Origin of the sequence: Pseudomonas sp. MWU13-2105 (assembly GCF_023242315.1) — a bacterium.
Classification (GTDB): Bacteria; Pseudomonadota; Gammaproteobacteria; order Pseudomonadales; family Pseudomonadaceae; genus Aquipseudomonas.
Genome location: NZ_JALLIY010000013.1, coordinates 223741 through 242887, shown reverse-complemented (window position 1 = coordinate 242887; position 19147 = coordinate 223741). Strand labels below are relative to the sequence as shown.

12 protein-coding genes are annotated in these 19147 nt (G+C 62.3%); all 12 read right to left on the bottom strand.

The genetic code is table 11. The features are described 5' to 3' along the window. Window positions 1–351 precede the first annotated feature (351 nt). Window positions 352–1011: a hypothetical protein gene (locus M5B96_RS20455; protein WP_248798727.1), complete on the bottom strand. Its 660-nt coding sequence runs from the start codon at window positions 1009–1011 to the stop codon at window positions 352–354. Next, window positions 1008–2378, bottom strand: coding sequence for an ATP-binding protein (locus M5B96_RS20450; protein ID WP_248798724.1), 1371 nt, complete (start codon window positions 2376–2378; stop codon window positions 1008–1010). The genes M5B96_RS20455 and M5B96_RS20450 overlap by 4 nt, the downstream gene beginning before the upstream one ends. Window positions 2379–2388: 10 nt before the next feature. After that, the gene (locus M5B96_RS20445; RefSeq protein ID WP_248798723.1) at window positions 2389–3231 is read right to left on the bottom strand and encodes a hypothetical protein; all 843 of its coding nucleotides are present in this window, start codon (window positions 3229–3231) and stop codon (window positions 2389–2391) included. 64 nt (window positions 3232–3295) lie between these two features. Next, on the bottom strand, window positions 3296–4138 hold the full coding sequence (locus M5B96_RS20440; RefSeq protein WP_248798721.1) for a hypothetical protein: 843 nt from the start codon (window positions 4136–4138) through the stop codon (window positions 3296–3298). A gap of 47 nt (window positions 4139–4185) precedes the next feature. Next, window positions 4186–5856 carry a hypothetical protein gene (locus M5B96_RS20435; RefSeq protein WP_248798719.1) on the bottom strand — a complete coding sequence of 557 codons (1671 nt, stop codon included), beginning with the start codon at window positions 5854–5856 and terminating at the stop codon, window positions 4186–4188. Window positions 5857–5928: 72 nt separating this feature from the next. Then, a complete protein-coding gene (locus M5B96_RS20430; RefSeq protein WP_248798717.1) occupies window positions 5929–9687 on the bottom strand; it encodes a contractile injection system tape measure protein in 3759 nt (1252 codons plus the stop codon). Then, window positions 9677–12205, bottom strand: a complete 2529-nt coding sequence (locus M5B96_RS20425) for a hypothetical protein (protein WP_248798716.1) — start codon at window positions 12203–12205, stop codon at window positions 9677–9679. The genes M5B96_RS20430 and M5B96_RS20425 overlap by 11 nt, the downstream gene beginning before the upstream one ends. Further along, window positions 12198–15938, bottom strand: a complete 3741-nt coding sequence (locus tag M5B96_RS20420; RefSeq protein ID WP_248798714.1) for a baseplate J/gp47 family protein — start codon at window positions 15936–15938, stop codon at window positions 12198–12200. Before M5B96_RS20420 ends, M5B96_RS20425 begins: the two co-directional genes overlap by 8 nt. Next, the gene (locus M5B96_RS20415) at window positions 15939–16355 is read right to left on the bottom strand and encodes a GPW/gp25 family protein (protein WP_248798712.1); all 417 of its coding nucleotides are present in this window, start codon (window positions 16353–16355) and stop codon (window positions 15939–15941) included. A 5-nt stretch (window positions 16356–16360) separates the two neighbouring features. Continuing rightward, complete coding sequence (locus tag M5B96_RS20410) at window positions 16361–16660, bottom strand: PAAR domain-containing protein (RefSeq protein ID WP_248798710.1); 300 nt, start codon at window positions 16658–16660, stop codon at window positions 16361–16363. 13 nt (window positions 16661–16673) lie between these two features. Further along, entirely contained in the window at window positions 16674–18461 is a 1788-nt protein-coding gene (gene vgrG, locus M5B96_RS20405) for a type VI secretion system tip protein VgrG (protein ID WP_248798708.1), read from the bottom strand. After that, the gene (locus M5B96_RS20400) at window positions 18454–19131 is read right to left on the bottom strand and encodes a hypothetical protein (protein WP_248798706.1); all 678 of its coding nucleotides are present in this window, start codon (window positions 19129–19131) and stop codon (window positions 18454–18456) included. Before M5B96_RS20400 ends, vgrG begins: the two co-directional genes overlap by 8 nt. Window positions 19132–19147: the final 16 nt, after the last annotated feature.

Genomic DNA, 19147 nt, shown 5'->3' with positions numbered 1-19147 from the left:
CGATCGGTTATGCGTACGTTAGCCCTACTCTGACTCACCGCGCCGCAGTAAATGAGCTCTATTGAGGGCGCAGGTTTCGTGCTTATCTCCGATTAGGGAAGTCGATTCATATCAGCATCAAACCACTGGTTGGCAGAGACATCATGCCCGCCTCTTAAGCGATATGTTCCGGTTACGCACCCAGAGCCATACTGGATTTCGTCAGGAGTCGCCATTCGTGATCGCTCGTGTACGGCATAGGATTGGGGGCAAAATTGGGGGCATATCAAGATTTTTTCAAACTGAAACTACCGTCCTAGAGCCAAGTCAAAATGTTTTTCGGCGATCCGGATAGTCTTTAAGGCGCGCGGATCAACCATGCCCCCATACATTCCCGACTGGTTTTTGCCAACCAGGGCCTGATGGTGGCGGCGGCTTGCTAATCGGGTTTCTATTTTCTGCTTGCCTTGCGATCTCAAGTGGCGCGATCGCCACGTCCAACTGCGCCAACCAGGCTTTTTCCCGAACGATTCTATCGGCATGTCCGACATCAGGATTCGGTTCCGCCTCACGTACCTGTATTGATTCGTTCAATGCAATGCGCGAGTGCTTCAAGTCTTGCAGTACCCCTGTCGCTATCAACGCCCTAACTTGTGCGCCTGTATCAATTCCAAGCCTGCCAGCTTTTCTTGTATCGCTTGGGGACACATGCATGGACAGCTTGTTCTCCAGCTGAATGGGCGCGCCAACAACTGCATCAAAACGCTGCAGTTGGGCAATATGTTCTTCGCCCCCCTGCAACTTTCCCTGGGCAATGGATTGATGCTTGGCACGCGCGCCCATCACATCAGCCTCCCTCTCCAAGCCCTCATCGTCATTGATATTCACTCCCACCTTCATCTGCATCGTCGGCTTGGCCTGGACGCTCGCGGCACGGTTGTCCTGCAAGACGGCGGCGCCCTGGCGCTGGCGGACACTGGCAGTGCCCGGATTGTCCGGCGTTTTCCTGCTCTGGTGGGTGAGCTCGCTCATCTGACATGACTCCTGGCCACCTGGATGGTCTTGTTGTCCTTGCGGAACTCGCGCTTGATGCCCTCGATCAGATCGCCGTGGCGCACGCGGCGCTGGCCGCGGTTGATGGCGTTGAGGGCGCAATAGCGCAGTACGTTGATGATCGCGCCGCCGGCCAGTTCATGATCCTGTGCCAGCTGCGGCAGATCGACATCCGCCTCCAGCTCGCAGACGCCGTCAAAGGCGTTCCGCCACAGCTGCAGGCGCTGTGCCGCCGAAGGCATGTTGAAATGGATCATTGACTGGAAACGCCGGGTAAACGCCTCATCCATATTGGCCTTGAGGTTGGTGGCCAGGATCACCGTGCCGGGAAAGTCTTCGATACGCTGCAGCAGGTAACCGGTCTGCTGGTTGGCGTGGCGATCGTTGGAACTGTTGGCGCTGGTGCGCTTGCCGAACAGCGCATCGGCTTCGTCAAAAAACAGAATCCAGTCCTTGTAGCTGGCCACATCGAAGACCTTGCCCAGGTTCTTTTCGGTTTCGCCGATGTACTTCGAGACCACCATCGACAGGTCGACCCGATACACCTCGCGGCCACTGGACTTGCCCAGCAGCGCGGCGGTGAGGGTCTTGCCGGTACCCGGCGGGCCATGAAACACCGTGCGGTAACCGGGCTTGACCTTGCTCGCCAATCCCCAGTCCTGCATCAGTGTCTGGCCGTGGGTCAGCCAGGTGCGGACTTCATCCACCTGCGCCATGACGCTGTAATCCAGCACCAGGTCGCGCCAGTGCAGCGGCGTGCTGATCGGGCTGGCCGGAAACGCCGGGCTCAGTTCCGGGCGCACCTGCTCGCCGCTCAACAGGTAGTGCAGCCACTGATCCGACAACGCCAGCACGCCCGCGAGCATCGGCAGCCGCTCATCACCGCGCTCCAGGCTGAGCAACTGCTCGGCCGCGAAACGGTGTTGCGGAGCCAGGATGCGCATGACTTCCAGGCGCCTGCCCGGGTGGTTGGCACTCAGCAGAAAGACCAGGGTTTGCCCGGTCGGCAGAAAACCGCTGAAGTGCCGTTCGGTCGCGCCACCGAATTCGCTGAAGCCGCGCCCGGTCAAACCGTTGACACCAAAGAACTTGTCCAGCACTTCGGGGCGCAGGTGCGGGGCCAGGGCCAACGCCAGGGTCAGACGTTCCGCGGCGTCGAGCCGCCAGTCCAGAACCTGGCGGGCATACACGCTTCGCTCGGAATCCAGTTCAGGAGGCGGAATATCTTCGCCCAGGCTCTCATAGCCGTCCTGTTGCAGGTAACAGGCCACCGCCTGGTCGATGATGCAGCTCAACCAGTCCAACTCGCGGTACAGCGCATCGAGGTTGTGTCTGTGTTCGGACATGACAGGGTTCCTATCCGGCCAGCCGTTCGACATCGTCAAGGGACAGCTCGGCCCAGGCGAAAAAGCCGATGCTGGTAGTGAGGTTCAATTCGTTGCTTCGCGTCAGGTTCAACAACGGCGCATTGAGCCAGTTGGCGATCTCCGCGGGGCGCAGGTCGGCCGGGTTATCCAGCAACAGGCCGAGGTAGTGGTCATACATGGCATCACTGAGCAGCAGTTTCCTGGCCTTGAAGAAAAACCCCGACTGCCCCTGGGACTGTTCGAACTCGGCGATGCCCTGCGACTGTTGCATGCGCGTCGAGCCATGGCCGAGCAAGGTATGCCGGTCCCCGCCCGCCAGCGCCGTGGACAAGTCCAGCCGCGCGCCCTCCTGGGCGGCGACAACCAGCGCCCAATCACTGGCCTGGAGCACCCCGCTGACCACATAGGCCTCCCGGAAACCGTAGCGTAACTGGGTGAGCTTGAGGGTGACGTCATCGCGGATCTGATGCCAGTTGGTCAACAGGCGAGCCTGGACCGCGCCGGCACTGAAGGCATAGCCACCGGCCTGGCTGAACTCCAGCACCTGTTTGGTGAACGCCCGGTGTTCGCCCTGCTCGTCTTCACTCCACAGGGTTTCGCAAAACGTTTGCTGCCCATCCTGGCCGAAACGCCAATCGATCGGGTCGAGGGCGATCGGCTGGCTGACGGCAACCTGCTCCACCAGATGGGCATCGACGATGTTGAGCAAGGGCTGAAAACGGCCGTGTTGCAGTTGGCAGACATCACCGACCGCAAGGCTACGTGCCAGCGGCTGCATCGGCAGCCAACCGGTCTTGAGGTAACAATCGCGATAGAAGCGCTTTCTGAGCATGACCTGACCTCCCTGATGAGCCTACCGGCCGGCATTCGCCGACCGGCTGCGTCGCATGCCGCCGTTACGCCGCGTAGGCCGCCGCCGTGGCCGCCTTGAGCCCGGCCTGCAGGGAGCCCAGCGTCATGTTGGCGAGCGCCAGTTGGCCCTGGGCGTGGGTCAATTGCTCGCTCACGTTGCTGTTATTGACCAGTGCCGCGTTATAGGTCATGACCGCATTGCCATAAACCCGTTGCAGCAGCTGCAGCATGCCTTCGCCATCGGCCCCCAGGTTCAGCCCGACCAGGATCCTGCCGATCGCGGCGCCGATCCCGGTACTGCCCGCCTCCATCCGCGCCTTGAGGCTGTTCGCCTGGTTATTGGCCACGCCGATCACCGCACTCGACTCCAGCAGCGTCGACTCCGCGGCATAGCAGCTCTGCAGGGCGGTGAGGGTCAGGGCCACGGCATTGTTGGCATCGCGGGTGGCATTGGCCATGAACTCAATCAAGCTGTCGGGCAACTGCCGATTCAGGGCCTTCTGTTTGTTGACCAGTTGCGCCACCTTGTTCACGACCTCGACGGAAAAGATCAGCTTGCTGGCCAGGCTGGCCATTTTCTGCGCCACCTGCGTAGCGCCTTCGGTCGCGCGGTCGGCCTGCCGGACCAGCGTGCCAAAGTTGCTGGCCAGATTGCCAGCACTGGCCGTGGCGTCCTTGACCAGGTTGTAGTTGACCAGCGCGCTGGCCTGGTTGGCGCTTGCCTGGGCCAGGCTATTGGCAAAGCGGGTGGCCTTGGCCTGCAGCGAGTCGACACTGGCCTGCTTCTGGGCGACCCGGTTCTGCGCCAACTGGACCTGCTCGGTCAGGTACTGGATGTCCGCGTTTTTCTTGATGGCGATGCCATAAACCAGATGTTCGTAAGCCATTTCATCACTTCCTTAATATGAGAGTCATCGGGCAGCCGTCCGGGTTATTACGCGGCTGGCAAGATCACGACATCCAGTTTGTCCGACAGCTTGCTGGTGTAGGCCGCGCTGTGTTCGTTGTCCTCGCTGTTGACCAGGGCCAGGATGTACGGTTGGTAAGGCGTTTGCGGTTTGAGCAGGTTGCCGAAGTTGTCGGTGGTGGTCGAATCGAAGGTGACGGTGTATTGCTCGACGATGGCACTGCTTGGCTTCTGGGCATCCTCCTCGGCGCTGCCGGCTTCGGCCGCTTTCTTTTTACTCGGCTTGCCGCCCGACGCAGCCACGGCAACGCTGTAGTTGGCGGGTGCCACCTGCCCGGCGATCTCCAGGTTGAAATAGATCGGCGCCTTGCCGTATTCCGCGCTGGCGAGCAGCGTCAGGTCACTGACCGGGCCGCTCTCCACCAGGATGCAGCGATACTCCAGGCCCTTGGGCTCGGTCTTCAGGCCGGTAGCCTGGAAGTGCAGCGTGACCCGCCCGCTGTCAGCGTCGCTGCTCGGCTCGCCGGACGCTTGCGCCAGCGGCAGGAGGGTCGCCGGCGTGAACGGCAGGCTTGGCGAGGACAACAGATTCGAGAAATCACTGATAAAGCGGTGATAGTCCGTGGACAACTCGATGTACAGCCAGGCGACATAGGGGACGCCGGGCTGTACCGATTCGCCATAGGCATCGAGCCCCAGCGGGACCGCGCTGCGCTGATTACCGTCGCTGCTCACCTTGCGGTACTGGGTGTCGCTCTTGTTGGCGATCAGTTGCTGGGCCTGCTCGATGGAGAACGTCGACATCTGGCTCTGCGGCAACAGCATCAGGTAATAGACGGGATTGGCGGATGGAATGACGATGTCGCTGGCGGGCTTGGCACGAAACTGCGGCAGTTGCGCCGGCAACCCGGTGAACAACAAGCCGATCTCCTTGCTGGAATTGACCTGGATGTCCAGCCCCAGGTTGAGCTGGCCGTTGGTGCGTCGATACGCCTCGCTGTTGGCCATGACCTGGCTGTCGATATCCAGGACCGCCCCTTCCGCCTGGCGCTCTTGTTGCGCCGCCAGGTTGGCGGCCGACTGGGCGCCGCTGACCTGGCTGGACACGGTGTCGAGCGCCGCCTGAGTGGTCTTGAACAGGCCGTCGATCCTGGTCTTGACGTCGCCAGTCTGCTGTAGCACGGCCTGGGCAACTATTTCCGAGGTCTTGCTGGACGCATCCATCGCCAGGCGGGAGATGTCGCGGGCGTCGTTGGCGACTTCGTTGATGAAGTCGTTGACCTCTTTGACCTGCTTGTGCAGGTCGGTGTTGAGCAGCGAAGCGATGGTCGTATTCAGCGCCGAGCCGAGATCGGCCGACAGCGCGGCAATGGCATTCGCGGCGATATTCACGTTCGAGGCGGCGGTCGCCATATTGGTGTTGCTGGCCGCCACGTCGGTATTGGCCAGGGTGGCCGACTGCTGCAGGTTATTGATGGTGTTGTCGTTGAGCTGGCCCTGATCATTGATGGCTTGACACACCGTTTGCACCTCGCGCAGATCATCCAGGGCCTGCTGCGTGGCGATCCGCGCCTCCTGGGCGTAATACAAGGTGTAGTCGTCGGCGATCTGCTCAGACTGCAATCGACTCTTCTCGGCCGCCAGGCCGGCGAGTGTGTTATTGAACGTGGCTTGCAGGTTTTCGTTATAAGTATTCATTCGTGCTTCCTTACAGGTTCATGAAAACAAATAACGCGTTGTTCGTCTCAGCGGACTGCTTGAGCACGAGCATCACGTTGGCCAATCGACAAACACCGCCTTGGTCATCCAGGGATACTTGATGACCGAAAACGAATACGGGGAGCGCGCCAGCAGGACATCGTAGGGTCGGCGTTCCACGGCCAGGGTCCAGCCATCGCTGTCCTCCTTCAGAAAGCCCTCCCTGACCAGCCAGTTGCCCCTGAAGCCTTCGACAGTCGAGTGCCCCGCGGCCGGCCAGTGGGCGATGAACGAATGGATCAACGACTCACAAAGCGTCTTGTGCGCGTCGCTGATCTCGATGGACTCCTCGATCGGCGCATCCAGCGCCAGGCCGCAGAGCACCTTGTTGAGCATCAGGTACTGTTCCTGCGTCTCGCTGAGACCGGTCGCCACATATTGCAGATAATGGACCGCGTGGCGTTGCGCGGTGTCGCTGAGAAACCCCTCGCGGTCGCTCAGGCCCAGCCGCTCGAACAGCAGGCTGACGAAACTTTGCATCAAGACAATGCCGGCATTGTTGACCCGCATGGGCAGTTGCGCCGTGGCGGCCGGTTTGCGAATCGCAGGCGGCACCGGCGGCCTGGGCGCGGGTTTGTCGCGGCCCCTGGCGGGGTCGGGGACCATCAGTTGCAGTGCCTGGCGCAGCGGCTCCGGCAAATGCCGCAGTTGCGGCGCCAGGGCCTGGTGCAGGGTGAGCGGGTTGAGCGCGCGTTCACGCAGCAACTGCAGCATGACGCCGCCGACCAGTGCCTGCGGCTCGAGCGCCGCCCAGTCCCGCGCCAAGCCGCGCTGCAGCACCCACAGGAACAGCGCCTGGGTAGCTTGTTGGCGGCTGGTGCCCGGTAACACCAGGCCGTCCAGGCAACGATGCAAGGCCGCGGCCGCCGACAACAAAGGCTGCCGATCGGCGGCCAGGAGCCCCAGCGCCGCGATCAGCCAGGTGAACGGCACGATCCGCTGGAGACGGAACAAGGCCGGCGGTTGCCGGGCAATGCCGTCCAGCAACGCGGGCAACTGATCGGGTCGGGCATGGAACAGGTCGTGCAACAGACGCGGCAGGTCGAGACTGCCGGCCGGTTTCAGCCAGGATGGCCCACGCCCGTACAGCAACAGGTGGCGGGCAATCGCCAGTATCCGCGGATCGCGCAGATAGCGGCCGGCATGATCCTGCACAAAGCGCTCGCCGCCAGGGCCCGCGGCCTCACCTTGGCGCGCCGCCTGAACCTGCGGCTGCTGCAACAGGCAGGCATAGGCCTCATGCCATTGGCCCCGGGCCAGTGTCGGCAGCGCGCGGCGATAGGTGTCGAGCATCTGCGCCAGCGGGATATCGAGTCGCTGGCTGGCGCAAAGGGTCAGCCGGGCCAGCAGTTGAGCCGCGCTCGTGGGCTGGTGCCGGGCGTCGAAACCGACCTCCCAGAACAGTCGGGTCAATTGCTGCGCCAACAGCGCTTCGGCGCCCTGCCAACAACCGGCCAGCAGCCTGCCCCACTGCTTGATGATGTCTTGTGGTGGTGTCAGGGCGCTGGGCAGCTGCCCCAGCAACCAGCGCTCAACCGGGGCGATATGCCGCTGCCCGGTCAGCCAGTGCAAGGCCTGATAGCGATCGGCCTGGTGCTCCATCCAGGTATCGAGGCAAAGTGTTTCGTCGCGCGCCAGATCGCTCAATAATTGCGCCTGCACGACACTCGGCGAGCCGCTCGCGGAGTCGGCCGTGAGTTCGGACCGGGGCCAGTTCCAATCCGGCAGCTCAACGTCATCCCCCGCCGAGGCGTAAGGGTGGTTGCCCCACAGCGGCTCGGCCAGCCGGCACGCTTGCAATTGCCGGTTCAGCGCGACGGTATCCACCCGCGCCTGACGCTCCAGCAACGTATTCAGGCGGCGCCAGAGCTGCGCCAGCTCGAACGCCGCCCCGCTGCCCCGCCGGCGCCGGTAAAAACCCGGCAAGGCCTGAATCAGCAGGGCCGGTAGCTGCAAGGCCAGATCGAGCTGCGCGAGGCAAGGCAGATCACCGCGCCGTTGCCCGGCGCATAGTTGCCTGGATAAGTCCAGGCAATGGCCGACGGCATCCGGTTCGATCAGTTGCAGCAGGCGCGGCCAGTCCGCGGCACCTACCAGGCCCAGCAGCCGCTGGCTCAATACGCTATCGCTGATCCGCGCCAGCCTTGCGGACGCCAGCAACTGGCCGAAGCGCTGCCGGGATGCCGGGGTGGCGCTATCGCTCAACAGCTGGGCGAACAAGCGCTGCCAGGTCGAGCGGCCATAATCGTTGCGCCGCCCGCTCTCCAGATAGTTGAGCAAGCCATGCCACTGCCGCCCCGCCCAGGGCTCCGGAGTGGGTTGCAGCAGCAGATCGCCTTGCAACTGGCGCAGAATGACCAGCAATTCGAAACGCTGCTGATCCAGATTAGTCACCACGACCGAGTGGATCAGTAGATCAAGCAGGATGCTCAAGGAATAGCCAAGCGTCTTGCACAGGTCATGCAAGGTGCTGCGCACCAGTTGCCGGCGATTGAACGACGAACCGCGCGACAACAGCAGATAGGTCAACAGTACCGACCATATAGCCTTGGTGTCCCAGTGCCGCAGGTGCATCAGCTGTTGGGTGTGCTCGACATGGGCGATGATAAATCGCTGGTCCAGCGGCGCCAGCAACCCGGCCAGCAGGGCCAGTTCGCTGGCCGTCAGATGCCGCAACAAGCCTTGGCGTACCGCGGCCGATGCCCCCGCGGCGTACAGCGTGGCGGTCATGCGCTTCGTGTCCTCGCGCGCCAACAGGCGGAACAGCTCGGCATAGCTCAGGCTACGTCGATCAAGCGTCCGCCGCGCCTGCCCATGGCGCAGCATCGACTGCCAGTGACCCCAGTGATCCACGGGCCGCGGGCCGGCCGGCAAATGCGCCGGGCCGGCCGAGGCCTGCTGGTGGAGGGTTGCAATCACCGTGAAAAACACCGGCTTGATCCCGCCCAGTGGCCGCAGCGCCTGGACGGCCTGGAATATCTGTTCGAGCAAGGCAACGGGGTCGATCCGATAGTGCTGCGCCGTGCGCCAGAGGGTCGTGCGCATGAAGCTGGTGGTGTTGAACAGGGTGGCGCGGTCGACCAGCAGCCAGGTCAGGATATTCAACCAGGTGTGATGCCTGAAATCGCTCTCGGCTACCGGCGGCACACGTTGCCGTGATTGCACGGCAAACAGCTGGTCGGCGTATCCGCACACCAGTTCGCCCGCCCCGGGCTCCAGCAGGTGGACGATACGCCGTACCCGGCCCTCGCCCAATTGCCAGGCGATACGTTGGCGCACAGTCTCCAGACGCCCCAGGTCGCGCAAGACTTCGGCCGCCGTATCGGGCTGCGCGGCGAGCAGTTCGTCGAAGATCTGCAAGGCGCTGCGCGATCCCTGGAACCACCACGGCACATGGCCCTGCTGCAGATACCAGACGATGAAATCCCGCAGGGCACTGTCCTGGTCCTGGATGAGCAGGGCCGGCTGGCCGTCAGCGGGCGGTGCCTGCCGGTTCAGCAGATCGTCCAGGGCCTCGTGCAAAGCCGCGCGCAAACGGCGCGGCAACTCCTGCGCCAGATCCTCCAGCGCGATATCGCCCAGGTCCACCTGCAGGCTATCGATGCGCCAGGTCTGACCCGGCGGGCAGCGCTCGTCGAAACACTCCTGCAGCTCGTCGAGCAGCACCGTATTGCTCCACTGGCTGATGAAGTCCTGCAAGGCAAAGGCCTGCGCCTGCTGGTCGAAAGTACTCTGCCAGTGACAACGGGCGACGACGTGCTCAGCTGGCATTGCCCGCCTCCTTTGCCGCTGGCAACTTCAGCAGCTTTGCCAGGGCCTGGGCGGCGGCGTTGCGGCGCTCGGACGCGGGATCGCTCATAAGGTTGTGCCAAGTGACGAACTGCTGGATCAAGGCTCGCAGGGTCACCTGGGACATCGTCAGGCAATTCACCCCGACATGGGCCGGCCAATGCTGGTCGATCAGGGTCTGGATGAAGGTTTTGAAACCATCCTGCATGACCAGGCTGAGATAGTCGGGAAACACCAGCGATGCACTCAGATACCAGGCTGGCGTGCCCTGCTGCCCGTCGGCCAGCAGCAACGGGTGTTCGATCAGGACAAAGCCCTTGCGCTGCGTCGCCAGCCATTGCAACTGATCCAGGTGCAGCCTGTAGTCCTGCGCGCTGACGGACTCCATCGTGGAGCTGGAGATATGCAACAGTTGTTGCTTGCCTTCGTACAGCCAATGCTGGGCACCGAGCAGCACTATCGAGATATCCGAACCGGGCAAGGCGTACGAAGCGTTATTCGCTGGAGGCGCGCGCAACCAGTCCTGGAAACCGGGGTTCTCCAGCAAGACGGCGAGTTTCCCGCAAATCGCCAGCAAGTGCTCCGCCAGCCCCAGGAGAATGCCGGACTTGAGTTCAAACGCCGAAAAATTGACCAGGTCGGCCGGTTTCAGCCGGGCGTTCTGTTGGATCAAGGCTTCGTTCAACTGGCCGTCGACCCGTGGTGGGCCGGCAAAAGGTGGGTAACGCCGCGTCTGGTCCTTCTCCGGCAAGACCTGCAACGGCCTGGCGCGCCAGGGGTTGAAAGCGCAGGTCCGGTGATAGGACAGCAGCGGGTAGTTCTCCAGCCAGATGCTCTTGACCACGCTGCGGGTCCTGGCATCGCTGCCGTACCAGTGACCGATCTTGATCATGTCGTCGTAGAGGCCGGCCTGGTCGCCGTGGCGTGCCATGAGGTGGCTCAGCATGCGATCGCGGCGCGACTGGGCCACGTCGGGGCCTTCCATCATACCGCGCAAGCCATGCAGGTAGGCGTTGGACGGTTGCTGCTGGAAACGCTTCCAGGCATCGCGTTCGACCAGCTTGTCCGGCTCTTGCGGGTCCATCTGGAAATGGAATGCGGCGTTGCCGCGCAGCAACGGCATGACATCGGGCACGTTGTACAACGCCTGGCAGTGATAGGTCGCTTCGAACGGCGGATACGTCAGCCCGACAGACTCGTTGCCGTAGACTAGCCTGGCGGCTGCCGACGACTTGAAGGAAAACAGCTCACCCACGTGGGCCAGTTGCGAAAACTGATTGGCCAGCAGTTGATCGAAGACCAGCAGATAGCCTTTGAGCTGACGCGAACTGGCCACGCGCGGGTCGGGCAGATCCGATTGCAGGGAGTTGGGACCGATACCGTAGGTGTCAGGAAAGGTATTCTGGATCGAGTAGTAGTCCTCGATATTCCGGTAGCGACCATAGGGCAACGGCGGATAAGGGTTGACGGCGGCTTCGACACTGGCCGCCTGGTGCTGCTCGCGCATCCCGCTCAGATAATCCGCCGCTTCCTGGCGTGCCTCCAGCGGTTGCAGCACGGTATTGCGCGTGAGTGTCAGAGCGAGCGGTTCAAGATCGACGATCTGCCCGGCATCGATCTCGCTGACCTCCAGCGACACGCCATTCTCGGTCAAGCCCAGGCCCTGTACCTGCGCCACCCCCTCGACCGCGGCCAGCAGCGCACTGAGTTCGAACAGGTTGATGCGTTGCGTCTTGGCCGGCAACGCATCGGCGCCACCGATCCAGCCATGGCCGAGGTTGGGGCCGTTGAAGATTTCATCGGCCGGTATCCCTTGCCCACGCAGTTCCTGATAACCACGGTGGAGCACCGGCGGTACCGTATAAGCCTTGAGCACCTGGATGATCCGGCTCTGTACCTGGGTGATATCGGCTCCCGAGACCAGGTTGAGGCTGCCGGACAACGTGATTCGCCGCCGATCAAGGAGACGCGGTTCAGTGAACATCTCCCCCAGGTTGCGGTGGGCGTTGAGCAAGCTATGCACCTGGGTGCGCAATTGCGTCGAGTCGACATCGGCTGACGGACTGAAGTGCAGGTAAGTGCTATAGCGCCCGCTCGGCAAGGTACCGCCGTCCGCGCTATCGAGGCGGATGAATTCGGCGGCAATGTAGATCGCTTCGACGCCGGCTATGCGGTCATGCACCAGGCGACGATAGTCGTCGATGGTCACCGGCGAGCAGGTCAGTATTTCCTGCGGAGCAAAAAACTGGCCGTCATAGCGGATCTTGCCATCCTTGTCGGTCAGCACATCCTCGATCGGAAACTCCGCGCAATACCCCAGCTCGGTCAAGGCATAACACAGCTGGTCGAGGATGGTGACGCCCGGATCGCTTTCGTTGAAGTTGCTCCAGGTCTCGCCGACCAGGCTCTTGAGCTGGTCGATCCCAAGGCTTTTCAGAGCATTGAAATCCACGGCGACGGGCAACGGCGCATCGACTATGCAGGGAGTGGCTTCATCCATGGCTGACCTCCGCGTCGGCCTGGCGAGGCAGTGCCGCCAGGGTGTGCCGGGCAGCGGTTACCAGGATCGCCCCCGGGTCGGGCAGCAGCGGGTCATCCTTGCTGATGACCGCGCGGTCCGCCGCTTGCCCCACAGGGGTCAGCCACAGTTGCAGCGACGACACGGCCAGGACATTCGCGTAAGCGCCGATGACGCGGGCCAGTTCGGAGCGGCTCAAGCCCTTGGCGATATCCATTTGCGGCAGGTCGCTGGCAATCCACGGCGAGAGGTACAGACGCAGTCGTTGATTGAGCTCCTTGGTCAAGGCCGTGGCGTTGACCCCGGGCGAGAGCACCAGTGTGGCGTCGATCCTGACCGTCTGGTGCGCCAGGTTCTGGATACGGATGCGGGCCATGGCGCTGCTGCGCCGTTCGAGGTGTTGCAGCAGCGCGAGTTGATCGGTCGCGCTGACCCGTGGGGTAAACGCATCGGGATGCAGCGCGTTGGCGTAACCCTTGACCAGGCCGAGGCTGACGCTTCCCGGCTGTCCAGCGGCCTCCAACTGGGTCGCGTAGTACAGCTCGGGACAGACTTCATGGGCCATGTCGACATAATTGCCGCGACTGCTGGCGCGGTCCTTGTGATTCAGGCGTGTGCTGACACGCCGGTAAAAACTGTTGCTCTGCTCGAAGCCGGCCTTGTCCTCGACGGCACGGCCACCGGAGGAAGCGAAAGGCTGGACGACACTGGCCAGCTGGCTGATCTTGTGTTGCGTCGAGGTGATGACGTTGGCGGCGATCCTCGGAATCTCGCCGGCGGCGAGCGCCGCCACGGAACTGCGGCGCAGCTTCAGCGCTTGGGTATTGACGTAGGTGAGGCGGATAGTGCGGCGTTCCGCGGGCGCCGCAATGGCCAGCCAGAAGTCCTCGGACGGCATGCCCGGCGCAGCCGCCCCGGCCTCGGCGGGAATCTCCAGCTTGATGATCCCCGAGCGGCTCAGGTTGCCGGTGCTGTCCTGCAACACCTCGAGCCGGCTCCAGCCGTTTGCCGTCCAGTAGTAACAGGTCACCGTTGCGTCGGCCGCTATCGCCCGTTGCTCATCGGTGAGGATGCCCAGCAACAGCGTCAGGCTGCCGGGCGCCGTGACATTGCCCAGCGCCAGGTACAACCCCCCTGCCCCCGCGACGCCCGGGTACAACGGCAAGCGGTCTGCGCTGCCCGGCGGCGCTTGCGGTGTCAGTTGGGCAAAACCAGCGGCCTGCTGTGGATACTGTGCATCGTAGGCCAGGCAGGGCATGAACGAACCATAGTGATAGAACCGTAACGGATAGCTGGCGCCTACCGCGCTCCGGGAAATATCGACGCTCGTACTCGCCGCGTAGCTGGCGAGGATGCCCCGTTGGGCGGGACTCAAAGGCAGGTTCGGCATCTCCAGGGGCGCGTCGGCAGCGGCCGGCGTTGCCGCCACCACGGGTTTGCCGAACAGCCGCTTGCCCAGATTGCCCACCGCGCTGGCTGCCAGCTTGAGTGTCTTGCCCACGCGAGTGGGCAATGAATCAGGCTTGACCTGGGCCTGGCGGATCAGTGCCTGGGCATTGAGCAGGCTGACGCTGGCAACCACCTTGGCATACAGGCTGTGGCCGAAGGCAAAGGCCGGCTCGGCAAGCTGCAGGCGGATATAGCCATCACGGGCCTGCCTGACCGCTGGCAGTGGCGCCAGCGTCAGTTCTGGGGCCGGCGTGAATGCACCGCCTGCCAGGCCAAAGCTGAACGAGCTGCTGGTGGCGTTGATCTGCGACGCGGGCGAAGCCGGCTGTCCGGCTGCCGGTCCGGGTTGCTGGAACAGCGCCGTACGCGGGCTGCCGTCGGCGGTGCCGGCGGGCGAACGGGCCGACAGCGGTGCCCAGCTGCCAGCGCAGAGCAGATCCCAGTCGACCTTGAACGAAACATTGCTGAACAGCGCGACCGCGTCGGCTGTGGTGCTGGCCAGGTAGTCGTTGAAGGCCGCGTAATAGTCGGCGAGATCAGCCGGCAGGTTGTCCCATTGCAGGGTCAGGGTCAATTCGCTCAGCGGCTTGGAAAACCACTCGTTGCTGCCCACATAGAGGCTCTGCCCCAGCGCCGGGACCGGTCCGAAGGGCTGTATCGTCCCCGTCGTCGGCAATAGCGCCGTGTCGCTCGCCATGACCAACTGGCTGGAGCCGTCCACCCGCACGCTGATCGAGACCCGCTCGAGCGCCGGGGGTTGGTTCAATGCCTGCGTGGCCCCCAGGACCACCTTGAGCATGGGCCAGGGGCTGGAGAGTCCATCCATGGCCGAGGTGAACGCGAGAATGGCCGGGTCGCCGGGTTTCAGCTCGAACTGCAAGGTCATCAGTCCGCCCAGCGCGGCGCTGACCGGCTGGCTCGGCAGGACCTCCATCCAGGCTTTCGCGGTACTGAGAAAGTAACGGGCCCCCGTCGCCAGTAAGACGGGAGTCGACGAGCCCGTCTGGTCGAAGCCCAGTTCGACCCGGATCGAGCGCGTACCGCCCTGCAACAGCAGCATCGGCGAAGCAAGGGCGAACCCCTGCTGTACCGCAATCCCTTCGGCATTGCCGAATGCATCCCAGCCGCACAAACCTTGTCCATCAGCGAGGAGCAGGTTGCCGACATCGGCAGGCGTACTCAGGTACAAGCCGGCTGCTGGCCCCTTGTCCGCATAGAAGAGCGCGTTGAGCTGAACCAGCGTGGCGTGGTTGAACTGTTCTGCCTGGTCGTTGACGAAGACGATATCGCTGCCATCGGCATAGCTACCGGCCTTGAACGGCGTGCCCGCCGGCAATTGGTAGAGCTCGGCCTTGGGCGACAGGCCCAGGCAGACATACACCTGGTCGACCTGGGCCGGTCGCAGGGTCTGCTGCAACACCTGTTCGTAATAGAAATCCAGATGCTTGCGACCCAGCCCGTTGATCTCGCTCTGCTGGACCTCCATCAAGCGACTGAACGCCATCAGCAGCGCGGTGTCCGGATAGCGCGTAGGCTTGCTCTCGCAGTCCAGGAAGGCCTGTTGGGCGTACTCCACCACCTGGGTAAAAACGCTGTAGACCTGCCCGTAGATCTGTTTCAATTTTTCGTATTTTTCCACCGGGCTCATGACGCCGAGCGCATAGCGGGCGGCGGAATCACCCTTGCTGGCCTGCCAGACCGGTTCGAAGCCGTTGAACTGGCGGATGTCGGGCGGCGCTATTTGGCCCTGATACTGGCTGCTCAAGGCTTGCTGCAGGGCCACCATGTTCCCTAGTTGCTCGGCCAGCGCGCCCTCGATCCGGGCTTTCAGGAACGCCCGCAGGACATGGGCTCCCGCCGCCTGGGTGATGAAATAAAACCATTGGTTCAGCAGCACGAACATGTTGCCGATCAGCATGCATAACTGGCTGGCCTGGGCGATCTCCCCGGGGTCAAGCTCGCCGGCATCCTTTGCCACCGTGCCAATCAATCCGGCCACGGGCACGAACATCGTCGGGGAAAACGTGGAGTAGTAGCTGCCAGGGTCAGCCTTGCTGATGGCCGCCATCAGGATCGCCGGATCCTTCAGGAAAAACTGGCGCCAGTCGCCGGCCACCTGGTTGTTCTTGTCGTAGTACACGACCAGGGCGGCAAAATCGGCGGCAAAGGCCAGCCGGTCGCGATGGCTGCGCTCATCCACCTTGCAACTGTCTGGATCGAGCGCCCCGGCAAGGGCCATCCTGGCATTGTGCCGATCGACTTCCATTTAGCCTGCAATCTCCAGGTTGGTGCCTTCGAGCTGGGAAAAAGGAAAGACATGGTTATGCCGGGCGTTGGTTTGCCTGACGACATAGGTAATCGCCACATTCACCACCGCCCCGCCGTCCTGGATCGACAGGTCGACACGCTCGACGTCGATGCGCGGTTCGCCATTGAGCAGGGTCAGGCTCACCGACTGGATGATTTCCTCCTGCAGCGAGGCGTCGATGCGCCGAAAGACATAGCTGGACAAGTTGCAACCGTAGTCGGGCATCAGCGTCCGACTGCCCACCGGGGTTTTCAACAACAGATCGATCGACTGATTGATATTGGCCACGCCGGAACTCAGTTGCAGTTCGAAGTTGGCATTGTCGAACACCGGCGGATACGACCAGCCGGTGCCAAGAAAGCTGCTGTCGGACATAGGGCTCAGCCTCCGATTATCACCGTGAAATCGCCCAGCATGATGCAACCGCCATGGGCCGTACTGTCGCCTACGCGGGCCGCCGGCATGCCGCCGATCAGCACCGTGGCCGAGCCCTTGATGATGCTGTCGGGCGGGCCGACACAGACGCAGGCATTACCCACCACGGCCGCGGGCAAGCCGCCGATCAGGACCGTCACGACGCCAGGCGGCATGATCGGCCCTCCGACATGAGGTATAGGCGGCAAGCCCGGTGTGAGCATCGGGCAGGCATGGAAATCGCTGATACGAGCAGCTGGTGGCATGGATCCTCCCTGATCAATTGATCATCACGATGGCGCCCTTGAGCGTCAGTTGCATGGCCCCTTCGAGTTGCGCCGTAGCGCCGCCGTTGGCGCTGAATTGCATGTCCGCGCTGTGCTTGATATTGAGTGCCTGGACCTGTACGTCACCGCCCGGGCTTTTTATCTCGACCCCGGTATTGCCCGTCAGGCTGAGTTTTCCGTCGGCTTGCAGTGAGATATCCCCCGGGCTCTTGATCACAATGCCCGAGGCGGACAGGACGACCGAGTTGCCGTTCTGGTCCTTGATTTCGATCTGCTGGTGCTGGTCGTCCAACAGGAGGCTGTTGTTGCCCGGGGTGATCAGCGACAGGACCTTGTTCTCGTCGTCGAACATCACGCGCAATTCACTTTTACTGACGATACCCTTCAGGCTATTTTTTTCATTCGGTGAAAACTGATTGAAAGGCTTGTTCTTCTGGCTGTACAGACTGCCGAGAATGACCGGGAAGCGCGGGTCCTGGTTGAGAAAACCGAGGATCACCTCGTCACCTACCTCCGGAAGAAAGAACGTGCCCTGCCCGCCAGTCGAATAGAAGTTGGCCATCCGCGCCCACAGGCCGGTGGCGTTGTCATTGAACAGCGCCACTTCCACCAGGATCCGGAACTCCCCGTCCGGATCGTCGAACAGCTTCAGCACCGTGCCATTGAACACCCCCTGGGTGCCGGGCAGCAGCCCGGCGGCGGATGGCGCCTGGATGTCGTGATGTTTCTGCGTGAACCAGTCCGCCGACATCCCGATGCTCACTTCGGTAAACCAACTGCCATCGCTGATCTCATGCGCTACGCCGGAGACGAAATGATCGCCATCGAAACGCGCGCCCAACCCCTCCAGCGTGAGGTACTTGCCCGGCAGCAGCTGGGCATTGCCCAGGCACCGAACCTGCCCGGTAATCTTTGACAGTTCGCTCTTGAGCATTTGCGCCTTGGCCCAGCACAACAGCTCTTCGTTGTTTTCGGTGGCCGAGGTCTGCAACTCGTAGCTGCTCAATCCGACGACCCCGGCCAGTGTCTTGCTGCTCAGATTGCCCGGCCCGCTCAAGGTGTTGTTGGTTGAAACCGTGACCAACTGCTGGTCCTGGAAACTCCAGGCCGAGGCCTTGACCTGCGCCACCTGGTTGATGGCATTGAGTTGTGCGTTGAACGCCAGGATGTCGAGGCCATAGGTGAGGGTCAACGCCACGGAAGTGTCGGCCAACGGATCGAAAACGCTGACCTGGTTATTGATCGTGCAAACCATCAGGCCATTGGCCTCGGCCCGTGACACGATGAAATCCCAATCGTTGGCGTAATACTGGATCAAGGTCGGCAAGGTGACGCTGGTCGCCGTCACGGCGGCGCTCAAGCCGGCATTCGCAATCAGCTGTCCGATGGCATCGCTGTCGGTGCTCGCGCTGAAATTGCTGCTCTTGCGGCCCACCGTCATCTTCACCGCCTTGTCCTTGCACTCGACCTCCAGCAGCGGCCCGCTGACATTGTCCACGCGCAGCGCCTGCTGGGTGACGATCCCCTGGAACAGCAGCGTGTTGATGCCGTCGTAGCCGGCTTCGATGCTCACCTCATTACCGGGCACGAAACTGGACGATGCGCTGATGGTAAAGCTCTCGGTGGCCGGATTACCGTCGAGAATCGACAGCGTCGCCGTGGCGATTCGATTGATGTCCTGCTCGATGCGCAAGGTATGAACCGGGTAGGCGCCCGGTATCTCGGTTCCATTGATCTTGACGGCGTAGCTGACCAGGCCGCCGGTGTGCGGGCTAGACATTGCCAGCCTCCTGCGCCACCAGCGGCGGTACGCTGAGCAGCGTACCGGGACTCAACCGGCGAAACTTGTCGAGTTTGTTGAAGCGGGCAATCTGCACGTAATAGGCCGGATCGCGATAAATGTCGTCAGCGATCTGCGGCAAGGTATCGCCTTCGACGATTTGCACCAGATGGCTCATGTCAGGGGATGATTTTTTCTCCTTTCTCGCCAGCGTCGCCAGGTCGATATAGGAAACGAACTCCAGGGACAGCTTGGCGCGCAATGGCGTGCCGTCGGGTTTGAACAAGGTGTAGGAGGTGCTGAAACCGGTCAATACACCACGGAACTCCAGGCCGCCGCCCCAGCGGATGACCACGTAGTTGGGCCGGTGGATCGCGCCGTTGTAGTCATAAATGATCTTCGACAAGCGGGCCATTTCGTCAGGCAAGTTGACGCGTGTGCTATCCACCACACCGGTGCAGTCAATCACCAGGTCGAAACTCAGTTTCTCACTGTTGGTCTTGCTGTAGGTCGGTGACGACGAACTGCTCCCCGACGCCGATTCCTGGTTGTATTGGACCTGGCGCCCACGTTGTACTTTGTCGGGGTTGAGCATGACTTCGTAAGTGCCATCCGCCACCGCCGCGGTGAAGGTCTCGTCACTGTACGCGACTATTTTCATATTGCTCATCTAGCCGGCACCCTGC

What these genes read in the sequence shown, in the direction of transcription:
- M5B96_RS20415 (WP_248798712.1), bottom strand. Translation starts at nt 16,355, where the DNA reads ATGTCCGACAGCAGCTTTCTTGGCACCGGCTGGTCGTATCCGCCGGTG.
- M5B96_RS20400 (WP_248798706.1), bottom strand. Translation starts at nt 19,131, where the DNA reads ATGAGCAATATGAAAATAGTCGCGTACAGTGACGAGACCTTCACCGCG.
- M5B96_RS20430 (WP_248798717.1), bottom strand. Translation starts at nt 9,687, where the DNA reads ATGCCAGCTGAGCACGTCGTCGCCCGTTGTCACTGGCAGAGTACTTTC.
- M5B96_RS20420 (WP_248798714.1), bottom strand. Translation starts at nt 15,938, where the DNA reads ATGGAAGTCGATCGGCACAATGCCAGGATGGCCCTTGCCGGGGCGCTC.
- M5B96_RS20435 (WP_248798719.1), bottom strand. Translation starts at nt 5,856, where the DNA reads ATGAATACTTATAACGAAAACCTGCAAGCCACGTTCAATAACACACTC.
- M5B96_RS20450 (WP_248798724.1), bottom strand. Translation starts at nt 2,378, where the DNA reads ATGTCCGAACACAGACACAACCTCGATGCGCTGTACCGCGAGTTGGAC.
- M5B96_RS20445 (WP_248798723.1), bottom strand. Translation starts at nt 3,231, where the DNA reads ATGCTCAGAAAGCGCTTCTATCGCGATTGTTACCTCAAGACCGGTTGG.
- vgrG (WP_248798708.1), bottom strand. Translation starts at nt 18,461, where the DNA reads ATGTCTAGCCCGCACACCGGCGGCCTGGTCAGCTACGCCGTCAAGATC.
- M5B96_RS20455 (WP_248798727.1), bottom strand. Translation starts at nt 1,011, where the DNA reads ATGAGCGAGCTCACCCACCAGAGCAGGAAAACGCCGGACAATCCGGGC.
- M5B96_RS20425 (WP_248798716.1), bottom strand. Translation starts at nt 12,205, where the DNA reads ATGGATGAAGCCACTCCCTGCATAGTCGATGCGCCGTTGCCCGTCGCC.
- M5B96_RS20410 (WP_248798710.1), bottom strand. Translation starts at nt 16,660, where the DNA reads ATGCCACCAGCTGCTCGTATCAGCGATTTCCATGCCTGCCCGATGCTC.
- M5B96_RS20440 (WP_248798721.1), bottom strand. Translation starts at nt 4,138, where the DNA reads ATGGCTTACGAACATCTGGTTTATGGCATCGCCATCAAGAAAAACGCG.